This is a genomic window from Pseudoclavibacter sp. AY1H1, from assembly GCF_002931055.1.
GTDB lineage: Bacteria > Actinomycetota > Actinomycetes > Actinomycetales > Microbacteriaceae > Pseudoclavibacter.
In genome coordinates this window covers 35920-55286 of the sequence record NZ_PSXX01000003.1, presented here as the reverse complement: position 1 = coordinate 55286, position 19367 = coordinate 35920, and the positions used below count along the sequence as shown (strand labels likewise).

Genomic DNA, 19367 nt, shown 5'->3' with positions numbered 1-19367 from the left:
CGCGCGCCGAGTGCCAACCAACTCCTAGACTGGAACCCATGGCCGAGTACATTTATCAGATGATCCGCGCCCGCAAGGCGGTCGGAGACAAGCTCATTCTCGACGACGTGACGATGTCGTTCCTCCCAGGTGCCAAGATCGGCATGGTCGGCCCCAATGGGGCCGGTAAGTCCACGATCCTCAAGATCATGGCTGGCCTCGACACCCCGTCGAACGGCGACGCGACCCTCAGCCCGGGTTTCACGGTCGGCATCCTCATGCAGGAGCCGGAGCTCGACGAGTCGAAGACGGTTCGCGAGAACGTCGAACTCGGCGTCGCCGAGACGAAGGCGAAGCTCGACCGCTTCAACGAGATCTCCGCGCTCATGGCGGAACCCGACGCCGACTTCGACGCGCTCATGGAAGAGATGGGCACCCTCCAGGAGTACATCGACCACGTCGATGCCTGGGACCTCGACTCGCAGCTCGAGCAGGCGATGGACGCCCTCCGCCTCCCACCGGGAGACGCCGACGTCAGCGTCCTGTCGGGTGGTGAGAAGCGCCGCGTCGCGCTCTGCAAGCTCCTGCTCGAGAAGCCCGACCTGCTGCTCCTCGACGAGCCCACGAACCACCTCGACGCCGAGAGCGTGCTCTGGCTCGAGCAGCACCTCCAGAAGTATCCAGGCGCAGTCATCGCCATCACGCACGACCGGTACTTCCTCGACCACGTCGCCCAGTGGATCGCCGAGATCGACCGCGGCCGCCTCCACGGCTACGAGGGCAACTACTCGAGCTACCTCGAGAAGAAGCAGGAGCGTCTCAAGGTCCAGGGCAAGAAGGACCAGAAGCTCGCGAAGCGCCTCGAAGAGGAGCTCGCCTGGGTGCGCACCAACGCCAAGGGCCGCCAGGCGAAGTCGAAGGCGCGCCTCGCCCGCTACGAGGAGATGGCTTCCGAGGCCGAGCGCACCAGGAAGCTCGACTTTGAGGAGATCCAGATCCCCGCAGGCCCCCGCCTCGGCAGCATCGTCCTCGAGGCGAACAAGCTGAAGAAGGGCTTCGGCGAGCGAGTTCTCATCGACGGGCTCAGCTTCTCGCTGCCCCGCAACGGCATCGTCGGCATCATCGGACCGAACGGCGTCGGCAAGACGACCCTCTTCAAGTCGATCGTCGGCTTCGAAGAGCTCGACGGTGGCGAGCTCAAGATCGGCGAGACGGTCAAGCTCTCCTACGTCGACCAGTCCCGCGGCGGCATCGACCCCGAGAAGAACGTGTGGGAGGTCGTCTCCGACGGCTTCGACTACATGCAGGTCGGGAACGTCGAGATCCCGTCACGGGCCTACGTCTCCACCTTCGGGTTCAAGGGACCAGACCAGCAGAAGAAGGCAGGCGTGCTCTCCGGTGGTGAGCGCAACCGCCTCAACCTGGCGCTCACCCTCAAGCAGGGCGGCAACCTGCTGCTGCTCGACGAGCCCACGAACGACCTCGACGTCGAAACGCTCTCGAGCCTCGAGAACGCGCTGCTCGAGTACCCCGGCTGCGCCGTGGTCATCACGCACGACCGGTGGTTCCTCGACCGCATCGCCACGCACATCCTCGCCTACGAGGGCACCGAGGAAGACCCGAGCCACTGGCACTGGTTCGAGGGCAACTTCGAGGGCTACGAGGAGAACAAGATCGAGCGCCTCGGCCCAGACGCGGCGAAGCCGTCGCGGATGACCTACCGCAAGCTCACGAGGGACTAGTCCCACCAAGAACCCCGGGGTCGCACAGCGCGACCCCGGGGTTTCCTCGTCCCACCCCGCCAGACGACGTCGGCTCGCGCCGGCGCCAAGCAGACCGAAGGACCACCGACTCCGATGCGCTTCCACGTTCCCACGCTCCTCCGCTGGAGCGACCTCGACGCCTACAACCACGTCAACAACTCGCGCGTGCTCACCCTCCTCGAGGAGGCCCGCGTCCGCGCGTTCTGGAACATCGGCGCATCCAACGACGACGAGCGCCCCCTCGCCATCATCGACGCGGCCGCGGAGGGTGGCGACACGCTCACCCTCATCGCCCGCAACGAGATCGAGTACCTCGCCCCGATCCCGTACTCCACGAAGCCCCTCGACGTGCAGCTGTGGATCTCCAAGATGGGCGCCGCCAGCGCGGAGGTCGACTACGAGATCTGGAGCCCCGAAGACGCGCAGCCAGAGGGCGGCGAACGCACGAAGTACGTCATCGCGTCCTCGACGCTCGTGTTCATCGACGCGGCGACCCAGCGGCCGCGGCGCATCAACGACCGCGAACGCGACGCCTGGACCGCCTACCTCGACGAGCCCCTCACGTTCCGCGGCGGCCGCAGCAACGCCTGACCGGGCGCGGGGCGGTATTGGCCTTCCTGGCGCCCTGGCCCCCGGCGCTGCGGTTCAGCGGCGCTTGCGGCGAACCATGCCCTCCTGGGCCACCGTCGCGACGAGCGCGCCGTCACGCGAGAACAGCTGGCCTCGCGAGAGGCCACGCCCGCCGCGCGCGACCGGGGAGTCCTGCACATAGAGCAGCCACTCGTCAGCCCGCGCATCCCGATGCCACCACACGCCGTGGTCGAGACTCGCAGCTCGCAGCCCCGGCGTCGACCAGGTCAGGCCGTGCCCACGCATGATGGGCTCGAGGATCGAGTAGTCGCTTGCGTACGCGATCGCCGCGCGGTGCAGCAGCGGGTCGTCCGGCATGCGCTCCACCGCCTTGATCCACACCGCCTGCGCCGGCGTCTGATCGGTGGCGGGCTCGAGGTACACGGGCCCGTTGACGTGCCGCATCGTGAACGGCCGCTTCATCAGCCAGTAGGCGGCGAGGGACTCCGGCGCCTCAGCGCCGAGCGTCGCCTTCACCGTCTCGAGGAGATCGGCCTCACTCGGGAGGTCATCCGGATCGGGGATGCCCTCCGGCATCGACACCTCGTGCTCGAACCCATCGTCCACGTCCTGGAACGACGCGATCATCGACCAGATCGGCTGCCCGCTCTGGAACGCGCTCACGGCGCGCGTCGTGAACGAGTTCCCGTCGTGGATGCGGTCGACGGCGAACGTGATCGGCAGCTTCACGTCGCCGGGACGCAGGAAGTATCCGTGCATGGAATGCACGGGTCGCTCACCCGACACGGTCCTGGCGGCCGCCACCAGCGACTGGGCCGCCACCTGGCCGCCGAACACGCGGCCGTGGGGCATCCATTGGCTCGGACCCGTGAAGATGTCGTCACGAGTGCGGGCACCCGTGTCGGTGAGGTCCAGCGTGTGCAGGAACGCTTCGAGCGGCGACAGCGCCTCCAGGGCGTCGAACGAGAGCGGCGCCGGCTGCTGCGGCGCGGGTGAGTGCGAGGGCGACTCGGGAACCAGATCTGCCATCTCAGCAGTCTAGGGACCCGCTGCCCCCGGAGAACTGAGTAGGTTAGAGGGCAATGTCTCCCGTTCTCCGCATCCCCGATCTGCACGCCGCACGCGACCTCGAATCGTTCCTCGGTCGAGCCGGTCGCATCGAGGACGGGGCCGTGCGCATCGTGCAGGCCGGCACGGTTGCCGCGTTCTGGGTTCCCGTGCTGCGACCGCAGGGACTCCTCGACACTTCGCCGCTCGTGCTCGGCGTCCGCGCGCTGCGAGCCGAACTCGAGGGGGCGGCTGACGACGACGTCCACGCGGGAGCGTTCGATGTGACCGTCCCCCTGCGGGGCCTCCTCGATCGCCTTGCTCGCCGTCGGACGGCCGGCGGTGACGCCCCGTCAGGGGAGGCGGATGCGGCCGTCGGGTTCGACCTCGCCGTCCCGCCGGAGCGCCTCCGCGAATCGTGGGCGGGCATCGCGGCACCGACCGGAGGCTGGACCCAGGCCGGGGCGCTGTCGGCGGCCACGCTCATCGCCGCCGCAGACCAGGGCATCGCCGAAGTCGCCGATGCCGTGCCGGGCAACCTGGGCACCGCGCTGGTCGAGCGCGTGCGCACGGAGGTCTGGACGCGCGTGATCGACGAGCAGAGCGGCCTCACGAGCGGAGCCGCCTTCGCCGCCCTCAGCCTCGGCTTCCTGCGCTCGGGTGAAGAGACCCGCATCCTCACCGCCGGAGCCTGGCTCCGACTCGAGACCACGCAGGGCAACGTGCTCCTGCGATCCAGCTCGGCACGCTGAACGCTGCCGTCGCCCACTGAGCGAGTCGATCGCTCAGCACCCGCGCACCCTGTGCGCCGCACCCCCGGAGGAAACCCATGGACCGCAGCATCGAACGGCTCAAGAAGGACATCTTCGCGAGCAACGCGGGGGAACCGGAGTTCCATCAGGCAGTGACCGAGGTGCTCGACACGCTCGGTCCAGTGCTCGAGCGCCACCCCGAGTACTTCGAGCTCGCGGTCATCCGCCGGCTGAGCGAGCCGGAGCGGCAGATCATCTTCCGTGTGCCGTGGGTCGACGACAACGGGCACGTGCAGGTGAACCGCGGCTATCGCGTCGAGTTCAGCTCGGCGCTCGGCCCCTACAAGGGCGGCCTGCGCTTCCACCCGTCGGTGAACCTCGGGATCATCAAGTTCCTCGGCTTCGAGCAGATCTTCAAGAACGCGCTCACGGGCATGCCGATCGGCGGCGGGAAGGGCGGCGCCGACTTCGACCCGCGCGGGCGCAGCGACCGCGAGATCATGGCCTTCTGCCAGTCGTTCATGTCCGAGCTGTACCGGCACATCGGCGAGCACACGGATGTGCCTGCCGGCGACATCGGCGTGGGCGGGCGCGAGATCGGCTACCTGTTCGGTCAGTACAAGCGCCTCACCAACCGCTTCGAGGCCGGCGTGCTGACGGGCAAGGGCATGACGTGGGGCGGGTCGCTGGTCCGACCCGAGGCCACTGGCTATGGGACGGTGCTGTTCGCGCAGGAGATGCTCAAGACCAAGGGCGACGACCTCGACGGCAAGGAGGTCGCGGTCTCCGGTTCCGGCAACGTCGCGATCTTCGCGATGGAGAAGGCCGTGGCCCTCGGAGCGAAGGTGGTCTCGGCCAGCGACTCCTCCGGTGCGGTGTACGACCCTGACGGCATCGATGTCGAGGTGCTCAAGCAGCTGAAGCTCGTCGAGCGGAAGCGTGTCGGGGCGTACGTCGACCGGGTGGGCGGGCGAGCGGAGGCGCTGTCGAGCGCCGCCGCGATGTGGCACGTTCCCGTCGACATCGCGCTGCCGTGCGCAACGCAGAACGAGCTCGATGGTGATGCCGCCGCGGCGCTGGTCAAGAACGGCGTGCGGGTCGTCGCCGAGGGGGCGAACATGCCGTGCACGAAGGAGGCCGCTGACCGATTCCGGGCGGAGGACGGTGTCCTCTTCGGCCCGGGCAAGGCCGCCAACGCCGGCGGTGTCGCGACGAGTGCGCTCGAGATGCAGCAGAACGCGCAGCGCGACTCGTGGACCTTCGAGTACACCGAGGCGCGTCTCGCGGAGATCATGCGCGACATCCACACCCGCTGCAGCGAGACGGCGGAGGAGTACGGGAAGCCGGGCGACTACGTGATCGGCGCGAACATCGCCGGCTTCTCACGGGTCGTCGACGCGATGCTCGCGCAGGGCGTCGTCTAGCCGCGGCTGCGTCGGGCGACCACGGCCGTTCGGGCCGGGCTCAGGAGGCGGACTCGGCTCCGGGGCTCGGCTCGAAGGTGTTCACCATCGCGGTCGCCGCGCGGTCGAAGTAGTCGGCCATCTGCTGGCGGTGGATGGGGGAGAGGTCGAGCTGGTCCATGGCCGCGTGCATGTGCCGAAGCCAGTGCTCTCTCGCCTCCGGGTTGATGTGGAACGCGTTGTGGCGCATCCGGAGCCGCGGATGTCCGCGTTCTGCGCTGTACTCGCTCGGCCCGCCGAAGTACTGGGCGAGGAAATGGCCGAGTCGCCAGGTCGCTCCCTCGAGGTCGTCCTGCGGGTACATGCGCCACATGAGCTCGTCGTCGCGCACCCCCTCGTAGAACGCGTGGGCCAGCTTGTCGAAGGCGGGCATGCCGCCGATCTCGTCGTAGAGCGTCGGCAGGGCAGAGCCCCCGCCCTCTGAGGCTCGGAGGTGGATGGGGTTGTTCGTCATCAGGCGGCTCCTCCGGCCGTCGGCTGGCCGTCAGCCCCATCGAGCACGATCGCCTTCAGGGACGGCAGGTTGATATCGGCCGACTTTAGCGCGTCCTGAGTGCGGGCCCGCAGCTCTCGCTCCACTTCCCAGCGCGTGCCGGGGCGGACGCGGATGGTGAGGCGCAGGACAACAGCGTCTGAGGAGATGGACTCCATGCCCCACATCTCGGGTGTGCCGATGAAGTAGTCCATCCAGTCCGGGTCTTCGGTGAGCTCCTTCGCCGCATGGAGCATGACCCGCTCGACGTGCGCGCGGGACGTCTCGTAGGGAACCGCGAGCTCGAACACGATGCGGTTCCAGCCCTGCGAGAAGCTGCCGACGCGCTGGATCTCGCCGTTGCGGACGAACCACAGTGTGCCCTCGACGTCGCGGATCTGCGTGATGCGCACGCCGACCTTCTCGACGACACCCGTCGCCTCGCCCATGTCGATGACGTCGCCGACGCCGAGCTGATCCTCCATGACCATGAAGAGGCCGTTGAGGACATCGCCGACGATGCGCTGCGCGCCGAAACCGAGACCGGCACCGACGGCCGCGCTCAGCAGGGAGAGGGACGCGAGGATGCCCGGATCGATCTTCGCGATGATCATGACGATGAGGATGACCACGATGAGGACGTTGACGATGTTCGTCAGCACCGACCCGATCGTGCGCGTGCGCTGCACCGTCCTCACCGCTGCGAGCGGCGAGCGGACCGAGATGGCCTGCGTGTCCGTCACCCCGCGCTTCTTCTTGACGCCGCTCACGATCTGCTTCACCGAGCGGTCGATGAGCCGCAGCAGGATCCACCGGAACACGAACGCCCCGAGGATATAGAAGACGATCGTGATGGGGATGTCGAAGGGGGCGAGCGCGGTCGTGAGGGAAGTCCAGAATTCTGCCATAGCGCCTCGAGTGTAGGCGGATGCGCCTATCCGTCTCGTGTGAGGCGGAATAGGCGGGCGCCTGCTCCGGTTGCCACACGTATGAGCCTGAACGTGAACGACATCGAAGTCACCACCATCGACGGCGAGGCCAAGAAGCTCGCCACCTACGAGCCGGTGAAGCTCGTGGTGAACGTCGCCTCGAAGTGCGGCCTCTCGGGGCAGTACGAGAAGCTCGAGGAGCTGCAGCGCCAGTACGGCGCGCAGGGCTTCACGGTGCTCGGATTCCCCAGCAACCAGTTCCTGCAGGAGTACTCCGACACCGACAAGATCAAGGAGTACTGCTCGCTCACGTGGGGCGTCAGCTTCCCCATGTTCGAGAAGGTCAAGGTCAACGGCCGGTCGCAGCACCCGCTCTACGCGGAGCTGACGAAGACTCCGGATGCGAACGGCAAGGCCGGCCGTGTGAGCTGGAACTTCGAGAAGTTCCTCATCGGACGTGACGGCAAGGTCACCCGCTTCCGCCCGACGACGGAGCCGGACGCTCCGGAGGTCGTCGCGGCGATCGAGGCGGCACTCGCAGAGTAGCGCCTCGACCCGCAGCACACCGCCGGCTGCAACGCGAAGAGGTCGCCTCCCAGGGGGAGGCGACCTCTTCGCGTTGCCGTGCTTACTCTGCTTGCGCGTCGCGCTCCTGAGCGGCGAGGGCGCGCACCACTCCGGCGCGGCCTTCGATGATCAGGCGGCGGAACGCGGGCGCCGCCCCCTCGTTGTTCGCGAGCCATTCGTCGGCGGCGTCTCGGACGCGTGCCGTCGCGAGGCCTGCGGGGAAGAACCCCTCGATGAGGGTCTCCGCGATCTGGAAGCTCCGGTCGGCCCAGATCGTCGAGATGTGACCGAAGTAGCGGTCGACGAACGGCTCGAGGAGCGCCTCGTCGGCGACTCGGTCGAAGCCGGCGACGGTGGCGCGCACGATGGCGTTGGTGGCGTCAGAGCGATCCATGACGGACGCCCAGGCCGCTTCCTTGCCCTCGGCCGTCGGGATCGCCGCGCGGGCATGTGCCGCGCTGCGCTCGCCGTCCGCCGTTCGGTCGGATTCGAGCCTCGCCGCGATCTCGGACTCGCCGGCGCGGCCGCCCGCGACGAGCGCGTAGAGGAGCTCCCAGCCGAGGTCGGTGTCGATGTCGATGCCCTCGAGCTTGAACGTGCCGTCGAAGAGCGCGGCGACGGCATCGAGCTGCGCTGGGCTCTCCGCGAGAGAGGCGAACGACTTGACGAAGCTGAACTGCGCGTCCGATCCCGCCTCAGCCTGCTTGGCCAGCTCGAAGAGCTCGTCGGTGACGACCTCGACGATCTCGGCCCGGTCTTCCGGCGCCGTGTAGAACTTCGCCGCGGAGATGAGCTGGCCGAGCACCGTGCGGCGAGTCGTCGACTCGGTCTCGGTGCCGATGACCCCGAGCACGGTGCGGATGAAGTCGCGTGCGCGCAGCTCCGCATCCCGGGTCGCATCCCAGAGCGAGCTGACGACGAGGGAGCGGGACAGGGGAGCACGCAGCTTCGGGAGATGCTGCTGCACCGTGCCGACCGAGTGCTCGTCGAGACGGATCTTCGCGTAGGCGAGGTCGTCGTCGTTCACGATGATGAGGTCCGGGAGCGCACCGCCCACGAAGCTCGGCACCTCGGTCCGCGCCCCGTCGACGTCGAGCTCGAAGCGGTGGATGCGCACGAGCTCGTCGCCCTGCACGTTGTAGAGGCCGATCGCGAGGCGGTGCGGACGGATCGTGGGGTGCTCGGCGGTCGCCGTCTGCTCGATGGCGAACGACGCGAAGTTCCCCTGCTCGTCCAGCTCGTAGACGGGGCGGAGCGTGTTGACTCCGGCCGTCTCGAGCCACTTGGCGCTCCACTCGGTGAGGTCGCGGCCACTTGTGGTCTCGAGCTCCACGAGCAGGTCGCGCAGCTCCGTGTTGCCCCACGCGTGCTTCTGGAAGTACGCGTTGATGCCGGCGAAGAACGCGTCGCGGCCGACCCAGGCGAAGAGCTGCTTGAGGACCGATCCGCCCTTGGCGTAGGTGATGCCGTCGAAGTTGACCTGCACGTCGTCGAGGTCGCGGATCTCTGCGACGATCGGGTGCGTGGAGGGCAGCTGGTCCTGTCGGTACGCCCACGACTTCTCGCTGGCGTTGAAGGTGACCCAGTTCTCGGTCCACTCGGTGGCCTCAGCGGTCGCGAGCGTCGAGATGAACTCCGCGAACGACTCGTTGAGCCAGAGGTCGTTCCACCACTTCATGGTGACGAGGTCGCCGAACCACATGTGGGCGAGCTCGTGGAGGATCGTGACGACGCGGCGCTCGCGCACCGCATCCGCGACCTTCGACCGGAACACGTAGGTCTCCGTGAACGTGACGCACCCGGCGTTCTCCATGGCGCCCGCGTTGAACTCGGGCACGAAGAGCTGGTCGTACTTCGTGAACGGGTACGGAACCCCGAAGGCCTTCTCGTAGTACTCGAAGCCCTGCTTCGTGGTGCGGAAGATGTTGTCGGCGTCGAGGTTCGGCGCGAGCGACGTGCGGCAGTACACGGCGAGCGGGATCGTGCGTCCGTCGATGGAGGTGAGCTCATCGCGCACGACCGTGTACGGGCCGGCCACGAGCGCCGTTATGTAGCTCGAGATGCGCGGCGTCGTCGCGAAGTGCCAGACGGCACGCTCGTCGTCGATGGGCTGAGGCGCCTGCGACGGCTCGTTGGAGATGACCTGCCACGCCGCGGGGGCCGTGACGTGGAACGTGAAGTTCGCCTTCAGGTCCGGCTGCTCGAACACCGTGAACATGCGGCGGGAGTCGGGCACCTCGAACTGCGAGTAGAGGTACACCTCGCCGTCGGCGGGGTCGACGAAGCGGTGCAGGCCCTCGCCCGTGTTCATGTAGATCGCGTCCGCGTCGACCGTGAGCGTGTTGTGCTCGGCGAGGTTCGGCAGCTGGATGCGCACCCCGTCGTTCACGGCGGCGACGTCGAGCGCCTCGCCGTTGAGCACGACGCTGTGCACCTGGCGTGTGATGGCGTCGATGAAGGTGGACGAGCCGGGAACCGCCGAGAACGTGACCGTCGTGATCGAGCGGAACGTCTCAGGACCCGTCGTGAGGTCGAGTGCGACGTCGTAGTGCTCGACGCCGAGCACAACTCCTCGACGCTCGACCGACTCAGCGCGAGTCAGGTTCTCTCCGGGCATTCCAGCTCCTTTGGTGTGAGGGAGCCCGGAGGTTCCGGGCTTGCGGCGCGGCCAGCCTAGTCCTGCCGAGTAGGCTTATGCGTATGCCCGCACCGATCAAAGTAGATTTCTGGTTCGACCCGATCTGCCCATTCGCCTGGATGACCTCGCGATGGATCGACGAGGTCGCTCGCCATCGTGACCTCGACATCACCTGGCACATCATGAGCCTCGAGCTCCTCAACGAGGAGAAGGACATCCCGCAGTCGTACCGCGACATGCTGCAGGGAACCTCTCGCCTCGGCCGCGTCGTCGCCGGCGTCGAGCAGGACCTCGGCAACGAGAAGGTCAAGGCGCTCTACGACGCGCTCGGCACGCGCATCCACCCGGGTGGGCGCAAGGACCGCGACGAGGTGCTGCAGGAGGCGATCACCGAGCTGGAGATCCCCGAGTCGATCGTCGAGCGTGCCGACGCCGGCGAGTTCGACGAGCGCTACCGCGCGAGCCACCTCTCCGGCATGGAGCGTGTCGGTGACGAGGTCGGAACGCCGATCATCGCCATCGACGGCGTCGCCTTCTTCGGCCCCGTCGTCTCTCCTGCGCCGAAGGGCGAGGAGGCGCTTCGCCTGTTCGACGGCGTCGTGATGGCCGCGTCGGTCGATGGCTTCTTCGAGCTCAAGCGCAGCCGCACCCGCGGACCGGTGTTCGACTGATGCGCATCCACGTGGCGACGGATCACGCTGGACTGGAGTTCTCGCAGCAGCTGCAGGAGCACCTGCGCGATCAGGGTCACGAGGTCGTCGACCACGGCCCGTCCGAGTACGACGCCCTCGACGACTACCCGTCGTTCTGCATCAACGCCGCGCAGGCTGTCGCCAACGACTGGGCCAACGGCTCGAAGTCGCTCGGCGTCGTCTTCGGCGGTTCTGGCAACGGCGAGCAGATCGCGGCCAACAAGGTCACGGGTGTGCGTGCGGCGCTGGCGTGGAGCGACGCCACGGCGCAGCTGGCGCGCGAGCACAACAACGCGAACGTGATCTCCATCGGCGCGAGGCAGCACGAGATCGTGGATGTGCTGCGGTTCATCGACATCTTCATCGCCGAGCCGTTCCCGGGAGAAGAGCGCCACCTGCGCCGTATCTCGCAGCTCGCCGAGTACGAGCAGACCGGCAAGATCGCCGGGAAGTCGGTGCTCGGCGCCGTCGGCACCGTCGTGCCGCCGATGGTGGAGTCTGAGACGCCGGCGGGGAATGCCTGAGGGTCACTCCGTCCACCGAATAGCCCGCCAGTTCACTGCGAACTATGCGGGGCGTGTCGTCTCGGCGTCCTCGCCGCAGGGGCGCTTCGTCGAGGGTGCTGCCGAGATCGACGGCCGCGAGATGGTCGAGACCTTCGCGGTCGGCAAGCACATGTTCTCGCGATTCGAGGGCGGCGTCTGGTTGCGCGTGCACCTCGGCATCTACGGTGCCTGGGATTTCTCCGGTCAGGTCTCGACGACGCTCGGGCAGACCGGCGAGTACTCGCGCACCCGTCCCGGCGTGACGATCGAGGACTCGCGGGGTGAGACCTCGCTCTCGAGCATCGGGGCCCCGAGGCGCACGCGATTGAAGATGGCCGAGGCTGAGCGCGAGCAGGAGCTCTCGCAGTGGCCGCCGGAGCCCGTCGGGGCAGTGCGGCTGCGGCTCCTCACCGCGGAGACGTGTGCCGACCTCCGTGGTCCGACCGCGTGTGAGCTGATGACGGGCGACGAGGTCGCTGCGCGCATCGAGAAGCTGGGCCCGGACCCGCTCGTCGACCGCGGCGCGAAGGCGGAGGCGCGCTTCCTCGAGCGTGCGCGGGGCAAGCGCACGCCCATCGGCATCGTGCTCATGGATCAGCAGATCGTGAGCGGCATCGGCAACGTGTACCGGGCCGAGATGCTCTACCGGGCGGGCATCAACCCGCACACGCCGACCTCGCAGCTCACCGACGAGCAGCTCAGGGAGCTGTGGCGCGATTGGACGAAGCTGCTCAAGATCGGCGTCGAGGTTGGCCAGATGATGACGATCGACGGGCTTCGCGGGAAGGCGAAGGCGGCGGCCCTCGAGAACCGCGAGGACCGGCACTGGGTCTACGGCCGTGCCGGGGAGCCGTGCCGTGTCTGCGGAACTCCCATCGCCCTCGAGGAGATGCAGGCCCGCAAGCTCTACTGGTGCCCCGGCTGCCAGCTCTGACGTTCTTCGCGAGCTGACAGCCGGCGCGCTCACCTGAGCGAGCGGATGGACGCGGCGGCGCGTTTCGCGTCGCGCAGTCGCGCCTCGTACGTGGTCGCGATGACGACGAGCACCGTGCCCGCGAGTGCGAGCCACACCCACCAGGGGACGACGCCGGCGACGACGGCGAGCTGCTGGCGGAACGCGGTGACCGCGTGGAGCGCGGTGATGATCGCGCCGAAGACGAGCGGCGCCTGGAGGCGACGCGTGGCTCCCCAGACGGTGACGCCGACCGCGCCGAGGCCGAGGGCGATGAGACGCCAGGGCGCCGGGTCGGCGAACTGCGCCAGGTAGCTCGGGACCAGCAGCAGGGCCAGGCCCGGGGTGAGCGCGGCCCAGCTGCGCAGCGCGGGGCGCTTGTCGAGGAAGAACAGGCCTCCCGCCAGCAGCGTGGCGCCGAGGGGTGCCGTCGCGAGCTCGAGCCAGGGGGCCGGGGTCTCGGTAGCCACGACGCCGATGATGGCGACGAGGGCGGCGGCGGAGAACGCGAGGACGGGGACGCGCAGCGAGGGCCGAGCGCCGGGGGCGGATTGCGTTGGCGCCAGAGTGGGGAGCAGCTCCGGGCGGACCAGGCTCGCCAGCGTGACGGCGCAGAGCACCAGGACCCAGGTGAGTGCGACCTGCTGGCCGTTCTCGACCTCGCGTCGCAGGACGCTCGGGAGGGCGGAGAGCACCAGCGCCGTGATGGCGAGGGGCACGAGCACCGTCGAGGCGAGCGCGGCGAGGCGCGGGTTCTCGAGCTGGTGCTGGCGCCGCCACAGCGCGCTCGCGAAGAGCAGCACGAAGCAGGCAGGCAGGACACCCCAGAGCGGCAGGGTGACCGGGGTCAGGGGGCCCTGCGCTGCGATGACCAGGGCGGGGCCGAGTACGGCGGCCGAGATCGACGAGCCGACGCCGAGCGCGTTGGCCGAGGCGCGCATCCGGGGTGCAACGGGCGCGACCGTGCAGACGACGACCAGCGCGAGGGTCAGGATGGCGAGTGCGAGCTCCGGCACCGAGAGCGACAGGATGCGGGCGCCGGGTTCGTCGAGGGGCTGCGCGACCGCGGCGATCGCGCCCGCACTGAGCCAGATGCCGGGTGCCGCTGCCAGCCACAGGAGGCTCTCGACGCTTGGCGGACGGGGCTCGTCGCCGAGACGGCCGCTCGCGGCAGTCGCGGTGCCGGCTGCGAAGAACACGAGGAACGCTCCGCCGAAGGCCACGAACAAGGAAGAGCCGTCCCAGTTCCCGAGCACCTCCCAGACCCACGCGAGCGCGAGCACCGGCACGCCGAGGTAGCGGAGGATCGAGTACGGCGAGCGCGCCCCGACGTGGAGGCTCGCGACGATGGCGGCGGCCGCGAGCAGGGCGACTGCGGTCGGAAGCGCGCTCCAATCGGCGAACCCTTCGACTCGGGCGCGTGAGGCTCCCGCTGCCAGGGGTACGCCGGCCAGCGCCGTCAGGAGGCCGAGCGCGCGCAGCGCGATCCCGTCTCCTCGGCGCGTTCCCTCGGGAGCCAGGAGCACACCGGCCAGGGCGGTGAGCGCTCCGATGACTCCGGCTGCGGCGGCGATCTGCACGGGGGAGACGCTTTCGACTCCGATGGCCTGCACGTGGTCGACGAGCAGCCAGGTCGCGAGGACCGTGGTGGCGTAGCTGGCGAGTCTCACGAGCAGGTTCGGGGCGGAGAGCACTCGGGCGATCACGACGATGGCTGCCGCGACGAGGCCGACGAGGAGCACGGTGATGCCGGTCTGCTGTTGAATCCATGGGCTGCTCGGCCCGCTGGGTGTGCCGACCGCCACGGCGACACCGTGGGATGCGAGCGCCAGGAAGCCGACGAGGGCGAGTCCGGCGCGGCCGGCGGCGGTGACGAGGCGATCGGGCAGGACGGCTGCGAGGAGGCCCGCGAGCAGCGCCAGGCCGAGCAGCAGGATGGCGCTCTCGAACCGCGTGGTGAGCAGGAGCGCGACGACGACGGCGCCGCCGGTCGCTGCGAGGAGAGCGATGAGCAGCTTGCGGCGGGCGCTGGCTTCATCCGCAGCCCAGACGCGGCGCAGCAGGAGCCACGACACGGTGCCGACGAGCAGGACGCAGGCCGTGAGCCACACGAGTGCCTCGACGCTCGTGATCAGGCCGGTGAGCACGCCGCGCGGGTTGAGGTCGCCGGTCAGGTTCGCTTCGACGTGGGCGAGCGCCGTGAGCACGGCCACGCCGGCGGCCGAGGCGCTCAGCGAGATGAGCAGCGGACGCGCGTGGGCTGGGACGCTGAGGATGCTCGCTGCAAGGGCGACCCCCAGGGCGACCACGATGCCGACGAGGAAGTACAGCAGCGTGCCCGTGGTCGTCTCGGCTGAGTTGATCGCGGGGACGACCGTCGAGAGCACGAGCCCGCCGGCGAGGACGAAGGCGGCCGCTCGTGCCGGCTCGCCAGCGCTCCGCGCCCGGCCGAACCACCAGAGCAGGAGCGCGGAGACGACAAGCGGGACTCCGGCGGGGAGATGGACGCCCTCGGAGCTCGTGATGCCGGGGGTGCCGGTGGCGAAGACGTACCAGGCGGCGGTGAGGAGGCCCACGCCGATCCAGGCGATCGAGGCTCGTCCTCGCGCGCGGAACAGCCCTGCGGGGGAGATCGCGAGCAGCACCGGCACGGCGGCCGAGGTCGCGATCGTCGCCGCGAGGTACTGCGCCCCGGCGGACGACCCGAAGGCGCCGGTGAAGAACGGCGTGCTCACGAGGGAGACGAGCGCGACGGCGGTGGCTGCGAGCTCGGCGGAGAGGACCCTGCTTCCCTGAGCGCCGCGAAGTCGGGCCGCGAGGGTGCCACCGGCAGCCAGCGCGGCGGCGGCGACGCCGAGGGAGGCCACGACCGGCGGAAGGAACTGCGCCGTCACGAACGCCGTGACGAGCGCCCCGAGCGTTGCCCAGAGGGCTGGGGGCAGGACGGCGAGGAGCGGCACCACGGCGGGTGCATCCTCGTCCTGCCGGCGGCGCAGGGCGACGAGCACGAACGCGGCGCACAGCAGCGCGCCGAACGCGGCGCAGCTCAGCCAGAGGGCTCCGAGCGGCCAACCGGCGTTCGTCAGGAGGGCGCCGTCGTCGCTTCGCGCCGCGCTCGACCTGAGGAGCGCGAGCAGCACGAAGGAGGCGACGAAGGCAGCGAGGGCTGCCGCGGAGGCGAGCAGGATGCGCTCGGCGGCGGAGAGCCACGGTCGTGGGAGCAGCAGCGAGGCGGCGAGCAGGAGCGCGATGCCGAGGTAGGAGCACGTGATGGCGAGGTTCGTCCCCGATGGCTCCGGGGTCCTCCAGGCGTCCCGCACGAACGCGACGAGCAGGGGGACGGCGAGCAGCTGCGCGGCCGTGAGTGCGGTGAGGACGGGCCGGAGCGGTGAGGTGCGCCCGGCCGAGAACCGGAGCCCGAAGGTGAGCGCAGCGCCGACGACAAGCGCGCCGATCTCGACGGGTCGCACCGCGAGCCCCGCCGCCAGCAGCGCGAGGATCGCGACGCCGGCGACGCACTGGAGCACGATTCTGAGGGCAGTCGTGGGGACTGCGGCGGCAGGTGCGGCCAGCCGCTCGCGGGCGAGCACGACCGCTCCCGCGACGGAGGCCGCGGCGATCAGCAGGTTCGCGATGGTGACGGCGGGCGCCCCAGGAGCGCTCGCGGCGGCGCACAGCGCGAGGAACGATCCCGCCGCCGTGAAGGCGGGGGTCAGCTGCCGGATCCGGCCGGGCACGAGCTGCAGCAGCCCTGCTGCCACGGCGAGCCCGAGCGCACCACCCGCGATGGCCCACGAGGTTCGGAGCCCGGCGCCCGAGAGCGCCTGCGCCATGCCGGCCTGGTCAGCGGCGGCGAAGGACAGCACGAAGTCGGCTGATACGACCGAGAGGCCGAGCGAGATCACCGGGACCGCAGCCGCTGCGAGCGTCGTGAAGCTCAGCGAGGTCACCGCGAGCTGCAACGCGGCGGACTGCGGGCGTGCTGTCGCGGCGAGTCGGGATCTGAGCACCTGGGCTGCGGCCAGCAGAATCGGGATGACCGCAAGCGAGAGCGCGAGGCGCACGGCCCCGGTGAAGCTCAGGGGGACTGCCCCGAGCGAGAGCGCCGTCAGGATGCCGAAGGCGATGAGGAGGCTGCGTGCGGCGAGTGCTCCGCGTTCCTGGCTGACGAGCCACGCCAGCAGGGCCGCCGAGGCCGCCGCGATGAGGAAGAGGAAGGCGTACCCGAGCCAGGGGTCGTTGCCAGTTGCCGCCGCCGCGCCGCAGAGCACGCCGCCGGCCAGGGCGACGACGCCTGTGACGGAGAGGATCCAGCGCTCGAGCGAGCGCGGAGTTGCACCGCTGAACGAGTCGGCGGCGGGTGGGCCCTGCGTCGCGGCCGAGACGGACGGCCTGACGCGCAGCAGAACGTGCAGCGCGGAGGCGGCACCGGCCAAGACGAGGGCGAGGACCAGGCGCTGCACGGGGGACAGGAACGTGGCGGTGGCTCCGGCCGCGGTGAGGGCGAGGGCGGGCAGCACGGTGAGACTCGCGGCAATGCCGGGGGCGCGCAGGTGCGAGAGGCGATGCCAGGCCTCGAAGGCCGCCGTCGCGACGAGGAGGCCGATGCCCCAGTAGAGCGTTCCCGGCACGTCGCCGGCACCGAGGAGACCCGTGGCCTGGACGGCCCACACGTCGAGGACGACCAGCACGACACCGAGCGCGCCGATTCCCTCCGCCGTGGCCGAGAGCCTCCGGCGCTTCAGGATGCTGGCGGTCGCGATGACCGCGAGCGTCACGCCGGCGGTGATGGCCGCCTTGACCTCGACGCCGAAGACGACCCAGGCGAAGGTGAGGAAGACGACCGCTGCGATGCTGAGGAGCCCGATGCCGAGCACGAGGAGCAGCAGCTGGACGCTCGAGCGACGGGGCCGGGGCGGCTGAGCTGGCGGGGTGGGCGGCAGGTGCTGGGCCGGTGGTGCCTGATACCCGGAGGGCGCGCGCTGCGTGGCCCAGGTCTCCGCCGGCTGCGGCGCCGGGTGCTGCGTCGTCTGTTGCGCCGGCGCGGACACGTGCTGGCCGCGCTGCTGCGTGTTCTGTCCCTGCCGCGGAGCCGGAGCCGGAGCGGCATCCGCCCCGAGGTGCCCTGCGGCTCCTTCGAGGAGCCTTGCGTGGTCGGCCGCGAGCAGCGCGTCGCTTGCCCGGCTCCTGCCCCGCTCCTCCTCCCGGAGTCGTGTCTGCTCGGCTCGAGCCAGCTGGTCCTGTCGCGCCGCGCGGGCCTTCGCCTTGGCCTGCTCGTTCGCCGCGACGATGAACTCACCGCGGGCCAGGAGGGGGCCGCGCGCCTGCGCGCCGAGGTCGAGAAGATGGCTGATGACCGCCGAGTCGCGGGTGAAGCCGCAGGCGGGGCAGGACGGCCCTGGAGCGCCATAGGTCTCGAAGCACGAAGGGCATTTGCTCGGGTCGGTGAGATCGCCGAGCGTCTTCGGGAACCGTGGCCTCTGGGCTTGTCTGCCCATTCCTGCGTCAGTCACTCTGCGTCTACCCCCGGGGTTGTCTGGGCGTCAGCCTAGCGAGCGAGCCGCGAGGATGCCGTTCTCCGGACAAGAATGGGGAGGCGAAAGCGGGAGCGGGGGAGGACTGCCCGGCCAGATCAGCCGGGCAGTCGGGCCCGAGACGCGCTCAGGCGCCGACGAACGGGAGGCGCTTGCGCCAGTGGCTGATGGAGACGGCGATGCGAGACGACGTCTGCCCGTCCCACTCGACCGCGAGGCCGTTGCTGCGCATGGTCGTGGCCACGAGACGTCCGAGCTGCTGCTCCGCCTCCGCGCGCTCTTCCGCCGTCTGCGAGGGGCTGGCCGCGAACGTGCCGAACGCGAGGAGCAGCTCCGCGTCGTCACCGGCGAGGCGCTCCGCGTCCTGCTGGTGGAAGAAGACGTAGCCGACGTGCTTGCCGATGGTCCTCTCGGCCTCGATCTCGGCGTGCCCGCAATTCTGGCAGCAGGCGAAGTTCATGCGCGCGACGACGCCGGCCTGCTCGAGGTCGGCGAACGCGGCTCGGAGCTTCTCGTAGTCGCCTTCGCTGGCCCAGTCACGCTGGCAGTCGGCGAGGTCGTCCCAGGTGGCGGTGACGATCCGCTCGATCTCATCGGGACGGACGGGCAGCGCCTCGTCCTCGGCGAACGAGCCAGCGGTCTCGAGGGCCTCGTCGAGGGAGACGAAGCCGGGTCGGATGAGTTCGACGGTCCGAGCGCGGAGGGTTTCCCGCGCGTTGTGAACGCCGTGCGGCTGGTGCTCGGCCTGGGGGGTGCTCGAGGCTGGGCGGAGGTACTTGAACAGATCCACGGCGGAGACTCTACGTCTCCACGGGTGGAACGTCCAACCGTGCGCTGTTCAGGGTCGCCTTCCCGCCGAGTCTGCTGGAGCTTTCCGGCGGGCTGGGGCGAGACTTGGCGCATGACTGAATGGAATGTGCGCCCTGTCACTGCGTCGGACGAGCCGGAATGGCGGGAGCTCTATCGCGGCTACCGAGCGTTCTACGGGGTTCCCGCCGACGAGGCCAAGATCGACACCGTCTGGTCGTGGCTGAGCGACGAGGCCCACGAGTCGCACGGCTTCGTCGCGGTCGACGCGGAGGGGCAGCTGGGTGGCATCGCGCATGTGCGTCGCTTCGCTCGACCGCTCTCCGCCACCACGGGGCTGTATCTCGACGACCTGTTCACCTCCCCGGCGGTCCGCGGCGGCGGCGCGGGCCGGGCCCTCCTGCTGCACCTCGGCGAGTACGCCGAGGATGCTGGCCTCAGCGTCGTGCGCTGGATCACGGCTGAGGACAACGCGACGGCTCGGCGCCTCTACGACTCAGTCGCGAAGCAGACGGCGTGGGTGACCTACGACATCGTGTCGTGACCCCGCGACGCTCGGTCGCGACGGCGTCTCTCGGCGTTCACCGAATCGCGAGAGACTGAGCCTCATCGAGCCGGAGCTCGACACTTCGACGA

15 protein-coding genes are annotated in these 19367 nt (G+C 69.7%); 9 read left to right on the top strand and 6 right to left on the bottom strand.

All coding sequences use genetic code 11. From position 1 onward, the window contains the following. Positions 1-38 precede the first annotated feature (38 nt). Both ettA and C5E05_RS07000 read left to right on the top strand, forming a co-directional pair. Positions 39-1721 carry an energy-dependent translational throttle protein EttA gene (gene ettA / locus C5E05_RS07005; protein ID WP_104240742.1) on the top strand — a complete coding sequence of 561 codons (1683 nt, stop codon included), beginning with the start codon at positions 39-41 and terminating at the stop codon, positions 1719-1721. 114 nt (positions 1722-1835) lie between these two features. Beyond that, positions 1836-2333 carry a thioesterase family protein gene (locus C5E05_RS07000; protein ID WP_104240743.1) on the top strand — a complete coding sequence of 166 codons (498 nt, stop codon included), beginning with the start codon at positions 1836-1838 and terminating at the stop codon, positions 2331-2333. Positions 2334-2387: 54 nt separating this feature from the next. On the opposite strand, the gene C5E05_RS06995 is transcribed toward C5E05_RS07000, so the two are convergent. Then, on the bottom strand, positions 2388-3362 hold the full coding sequence (locus C5E05_RS06995; RefSeq protein ID WP_104341499.1) for an acyl-CoA thioesterase II: 975 nt from the start codon (positions 3360-3362) through the stop codon (positions 2388-2390). 53 nt (positions 3363-3415) lie between these two features. Between C5E05_RS06995 and C5E05_RS06990 the strand changes: the two genes are divergently transcribed. Continuing rightward, positions 3416-4132 (top strand): hypothetical protein, encoded by a 717-nt coding sequence (locus C5E05_RS06990; RefSeq protein ID WP_104240745.1) that lies wholly within the window; start codon positions 3416-3418, stop codon positions 4130-4132. Between the two features lie 77 nt (positions 4133-4209). Continuing rightward, entirely contained in the window at positions 4210-5556 is a 1347-nt protein-coding gene (gene gdhA, locus C5E05_RS06985) for an NADP-specific glutamate dehydrogenase (RefSeq protein WP_104341498.1), read from the top strand. A gap of 40 nt (positions 5557-5596) precedes the next feature. On the opposite strand, the gene C5E05_RS06980 is transcribed toward gdhA, so the two are convergent. Together C5E05_RS06980 and C5E05_RS06975 are read right to left on the bottom strand one after the other, a co-directional pair. Continuing rightward, the gene (locus tag C5E05_RS06980; RefSeq protein WP_104240747.1) at positions 5597-6049 is read right to left on the bottom strand and encodes a globin; all 453 of its coding nucleotides are present in this window, start codon (positions 6047-6049) and stop codon (positions 5597-5599) included. Beyond that, positions 6049-6975 (bottom strand): mechanosensitive ion channel family protein, encoded by a 927-nt coding sequence (locus C5E05_RS06975; protein ID WP_104341497.1) that lies wholly within the window; start codon positions 6973-6975, stop codon positions 6049-6051. The genes C5E05_RS06980 and C5E05_RS06975 overlap by 1 nt, the downstream gene beginning before the upstream one ends. 87 nt (positions 6976-7062) lie before the next feature. Between C5E05_RS06975 and C5E05_RS06970 the strand changes: the two genes are divergently transcribed. Then, entirely contained in the window at positions 7063-7542 is a 480-nt protein-coding gene (locus tag C5E05_RS06970; RefSeq protein WP_374953225.1) for a glutathione peroxidase, read from the top strand. A gap of 82 nt (positions 7543-7624) precedes the next feature. On the opposite strand, the gene pepN is transcribed toward C5E05_RS06970, so the two are convergent. Beyond that, on the bottom strand, positions 7625-10180 hold the full coding sequence (gene pepN, locus C5E05_RS06965) for an aminopeptidase N (RefSeq protein WP_104341496.1): 2556 nt from the start codon (positions 10178-10180) through the stop codon (positions 7625-7627). A gap of 83 nt (positions 10181-10263) precedes the next feature. On the opposite strand from pepN, the gene C5E05_RS06960 reads away from it, so the two are divergent. From C5E05_RS06960 to C5E05_RS06950, 3 genes are read left to right on the top strand one after another with little or no spacing between them, the layout of a single operon-like run. Further along, positions 10264-10872, top strand: a complete 609-nt coding sequence (locus tag C5E05_RS06960; protein WP_104240751.1) for a DsbA family protein — start codon at positions 10264-10266, stop codon at positions 10870-10872. Continuing rightward, positions 10872-11417, top strand: coding sequence for a ribose-5-phosphate isomerase (locus tag C5E05_RS06955; RefSeq protein WP_104240752.1), 546 nt, complete (start codon positions 10872-10874; stop codon positions 11415-11417). The genes C5E05_RS06960 and C5E05_RS06955 overlap by 1 nt, the downstream gene beginning before the upstream one ends. After that, a complete protein-coding gene (locus tag C5E05_RS06950) occupies positions 11410-12372 on the top strand; it encodes an Fpg/Nei family DNA glycosylase (RefSeq protein ID WP_104341495.1) in 963 nt (320 codons plus the stop codon). Before C5E05_RS06955 ends, C5E05_RS06950 begins: the two co-directional genes overlap by 8 nt. 29 nt (positions 12373-12401) lie before the next feature. On the opposite strand, the gene C5E05_RS06945 is transcribed toward C5E05_RS06950, so the two are convergent. Further along, positions 12402-17903 (bottom strand): SCO7613 C-terminal domain-containing membrane protein, encoded by a 5502-nt coding sequence (locus C5E05_RS06945; protein ID WP_146081060.1) that lies wholly within the window; start codon positions 17901-17903, stop codon positions 12402-12404. 148 nt (positions 17904-18051) lie between these two features. Beyond that, positions 18052-18714 carry a DUF6891 domain-containing protein gene (locus C5E05_RS06940; RefSeq protein WP_104240755.1) on the bottom strand — a complete coding sequence of 221 codons (663 nt, stop codon included), beginning with the start codon at positions 18712-18714 and terminating at the stop codon, positions 18052-18054. A 111-nt stretch (positions 18715-18825) separates the two neighbouring features. Between C5E05_RS06940 and C5E05_RS06935 the strand changes: the two genes are divergently transcribed. Continuing rightward, positions 18826-19275 (top strand): GNAT family N-acetyltransferase, encoded by a 450-nt coding sequence (locus tag C5E05_RS06935; protein WP_104341493.1) that lies wholly within the window; start codon positions 18826-18828, stop codon positions 19273-19275. Positions 19276-19367: the final 92 nt, after the last annotated feature.

Excerpts from the sequence above, each read along its gene's own strand:
- C5E05_RS06995 (WP_104341499.1), bottom strand. The coding sequence starts at position 3,362 with ATGGCAGATCTGGTTCCCGAGTCGCCCTCGCACTCACCCGCGCCGCAG.
- pepN (WP_104341496.1), bottom strand. The coding sequence starts at position 10,180 with ATGCCCGGAGAGAACCTGACTCGCGCTGAGTCGGTCGAGCGTCGAGGA.
- C5E05_RS06950 (WP_104341495.1), top strand. The coding sequence starts at position 11,410 with ATGCCTGAGGGTCACTCCGTCCACCGAATAGCCCGCCAGTTCACTGCG.
- gdhA (WP_104341498.1), top strand. The coding sequence starts at position 4,210 with ATGGACCGCAGCATCGAACGGCTCAAGAAGGACATCTTCGCGAGCAAC.
- C5E05_RS07000 (WP_104240743.1), top strand. The coding sequence starts at position 1,836 with ATGCGCTTCCACGTTCCCACGCTCCTCCGCTGGAGCGACCTCGACGCC.
- C5E05_RS06990 (WP_104240745.1), top strand. The coding sequence starts at position 3,416 with ATGTCTCCCGTTCTCCGCATCCCCGATCTGCACGCCGCACGCGACCTC.
- C5E05_RS06960 (WP_104240751.1), top strand. The coding sequence starts at position 10,264 with ATGCCCGCACCGATCAAAGTAGATTTCTGGTTCGACCCGATCTGCCCA.
- C5E05_RS06935 (WP_104341493.1), top strand. The coding sequence starts at position 18,826 with ATGACTGAATGGAATGTGCGCCCTGTCACTGCGTCGGACGAGCCGGAA.
- C5E05_RS06975 (WP_104341497.1), bottom strand. The coding sequence starts at position 6,975 with ATGGCAGAATTCTGGACTTCCCTCACGACCGCGCTCGCCCCCTTCGAC.
- C5E05_RS06980 (WP_104240747.1), bottom strand. The coding sequence starts at position 6,049 with ATGACGAACAACCCCATCCACCTCCGAGCCTCAGAGGGCGGGGGCTCT.
- C5E05_RS06955 (WP_104240752.1), top strand. The coding sequence starts at position 10,872 with ATGCGCATCCACGTGGCGACGGATCACGCTGGACTGGAGTTCTCGCAG.
- ettA (WP_104240742.1), top strand. The coding sequence starts at position 39 with ATGGCCGAGTACATTTATCAGATGATCCGCGCCCGCAAGGCGGTCGGA.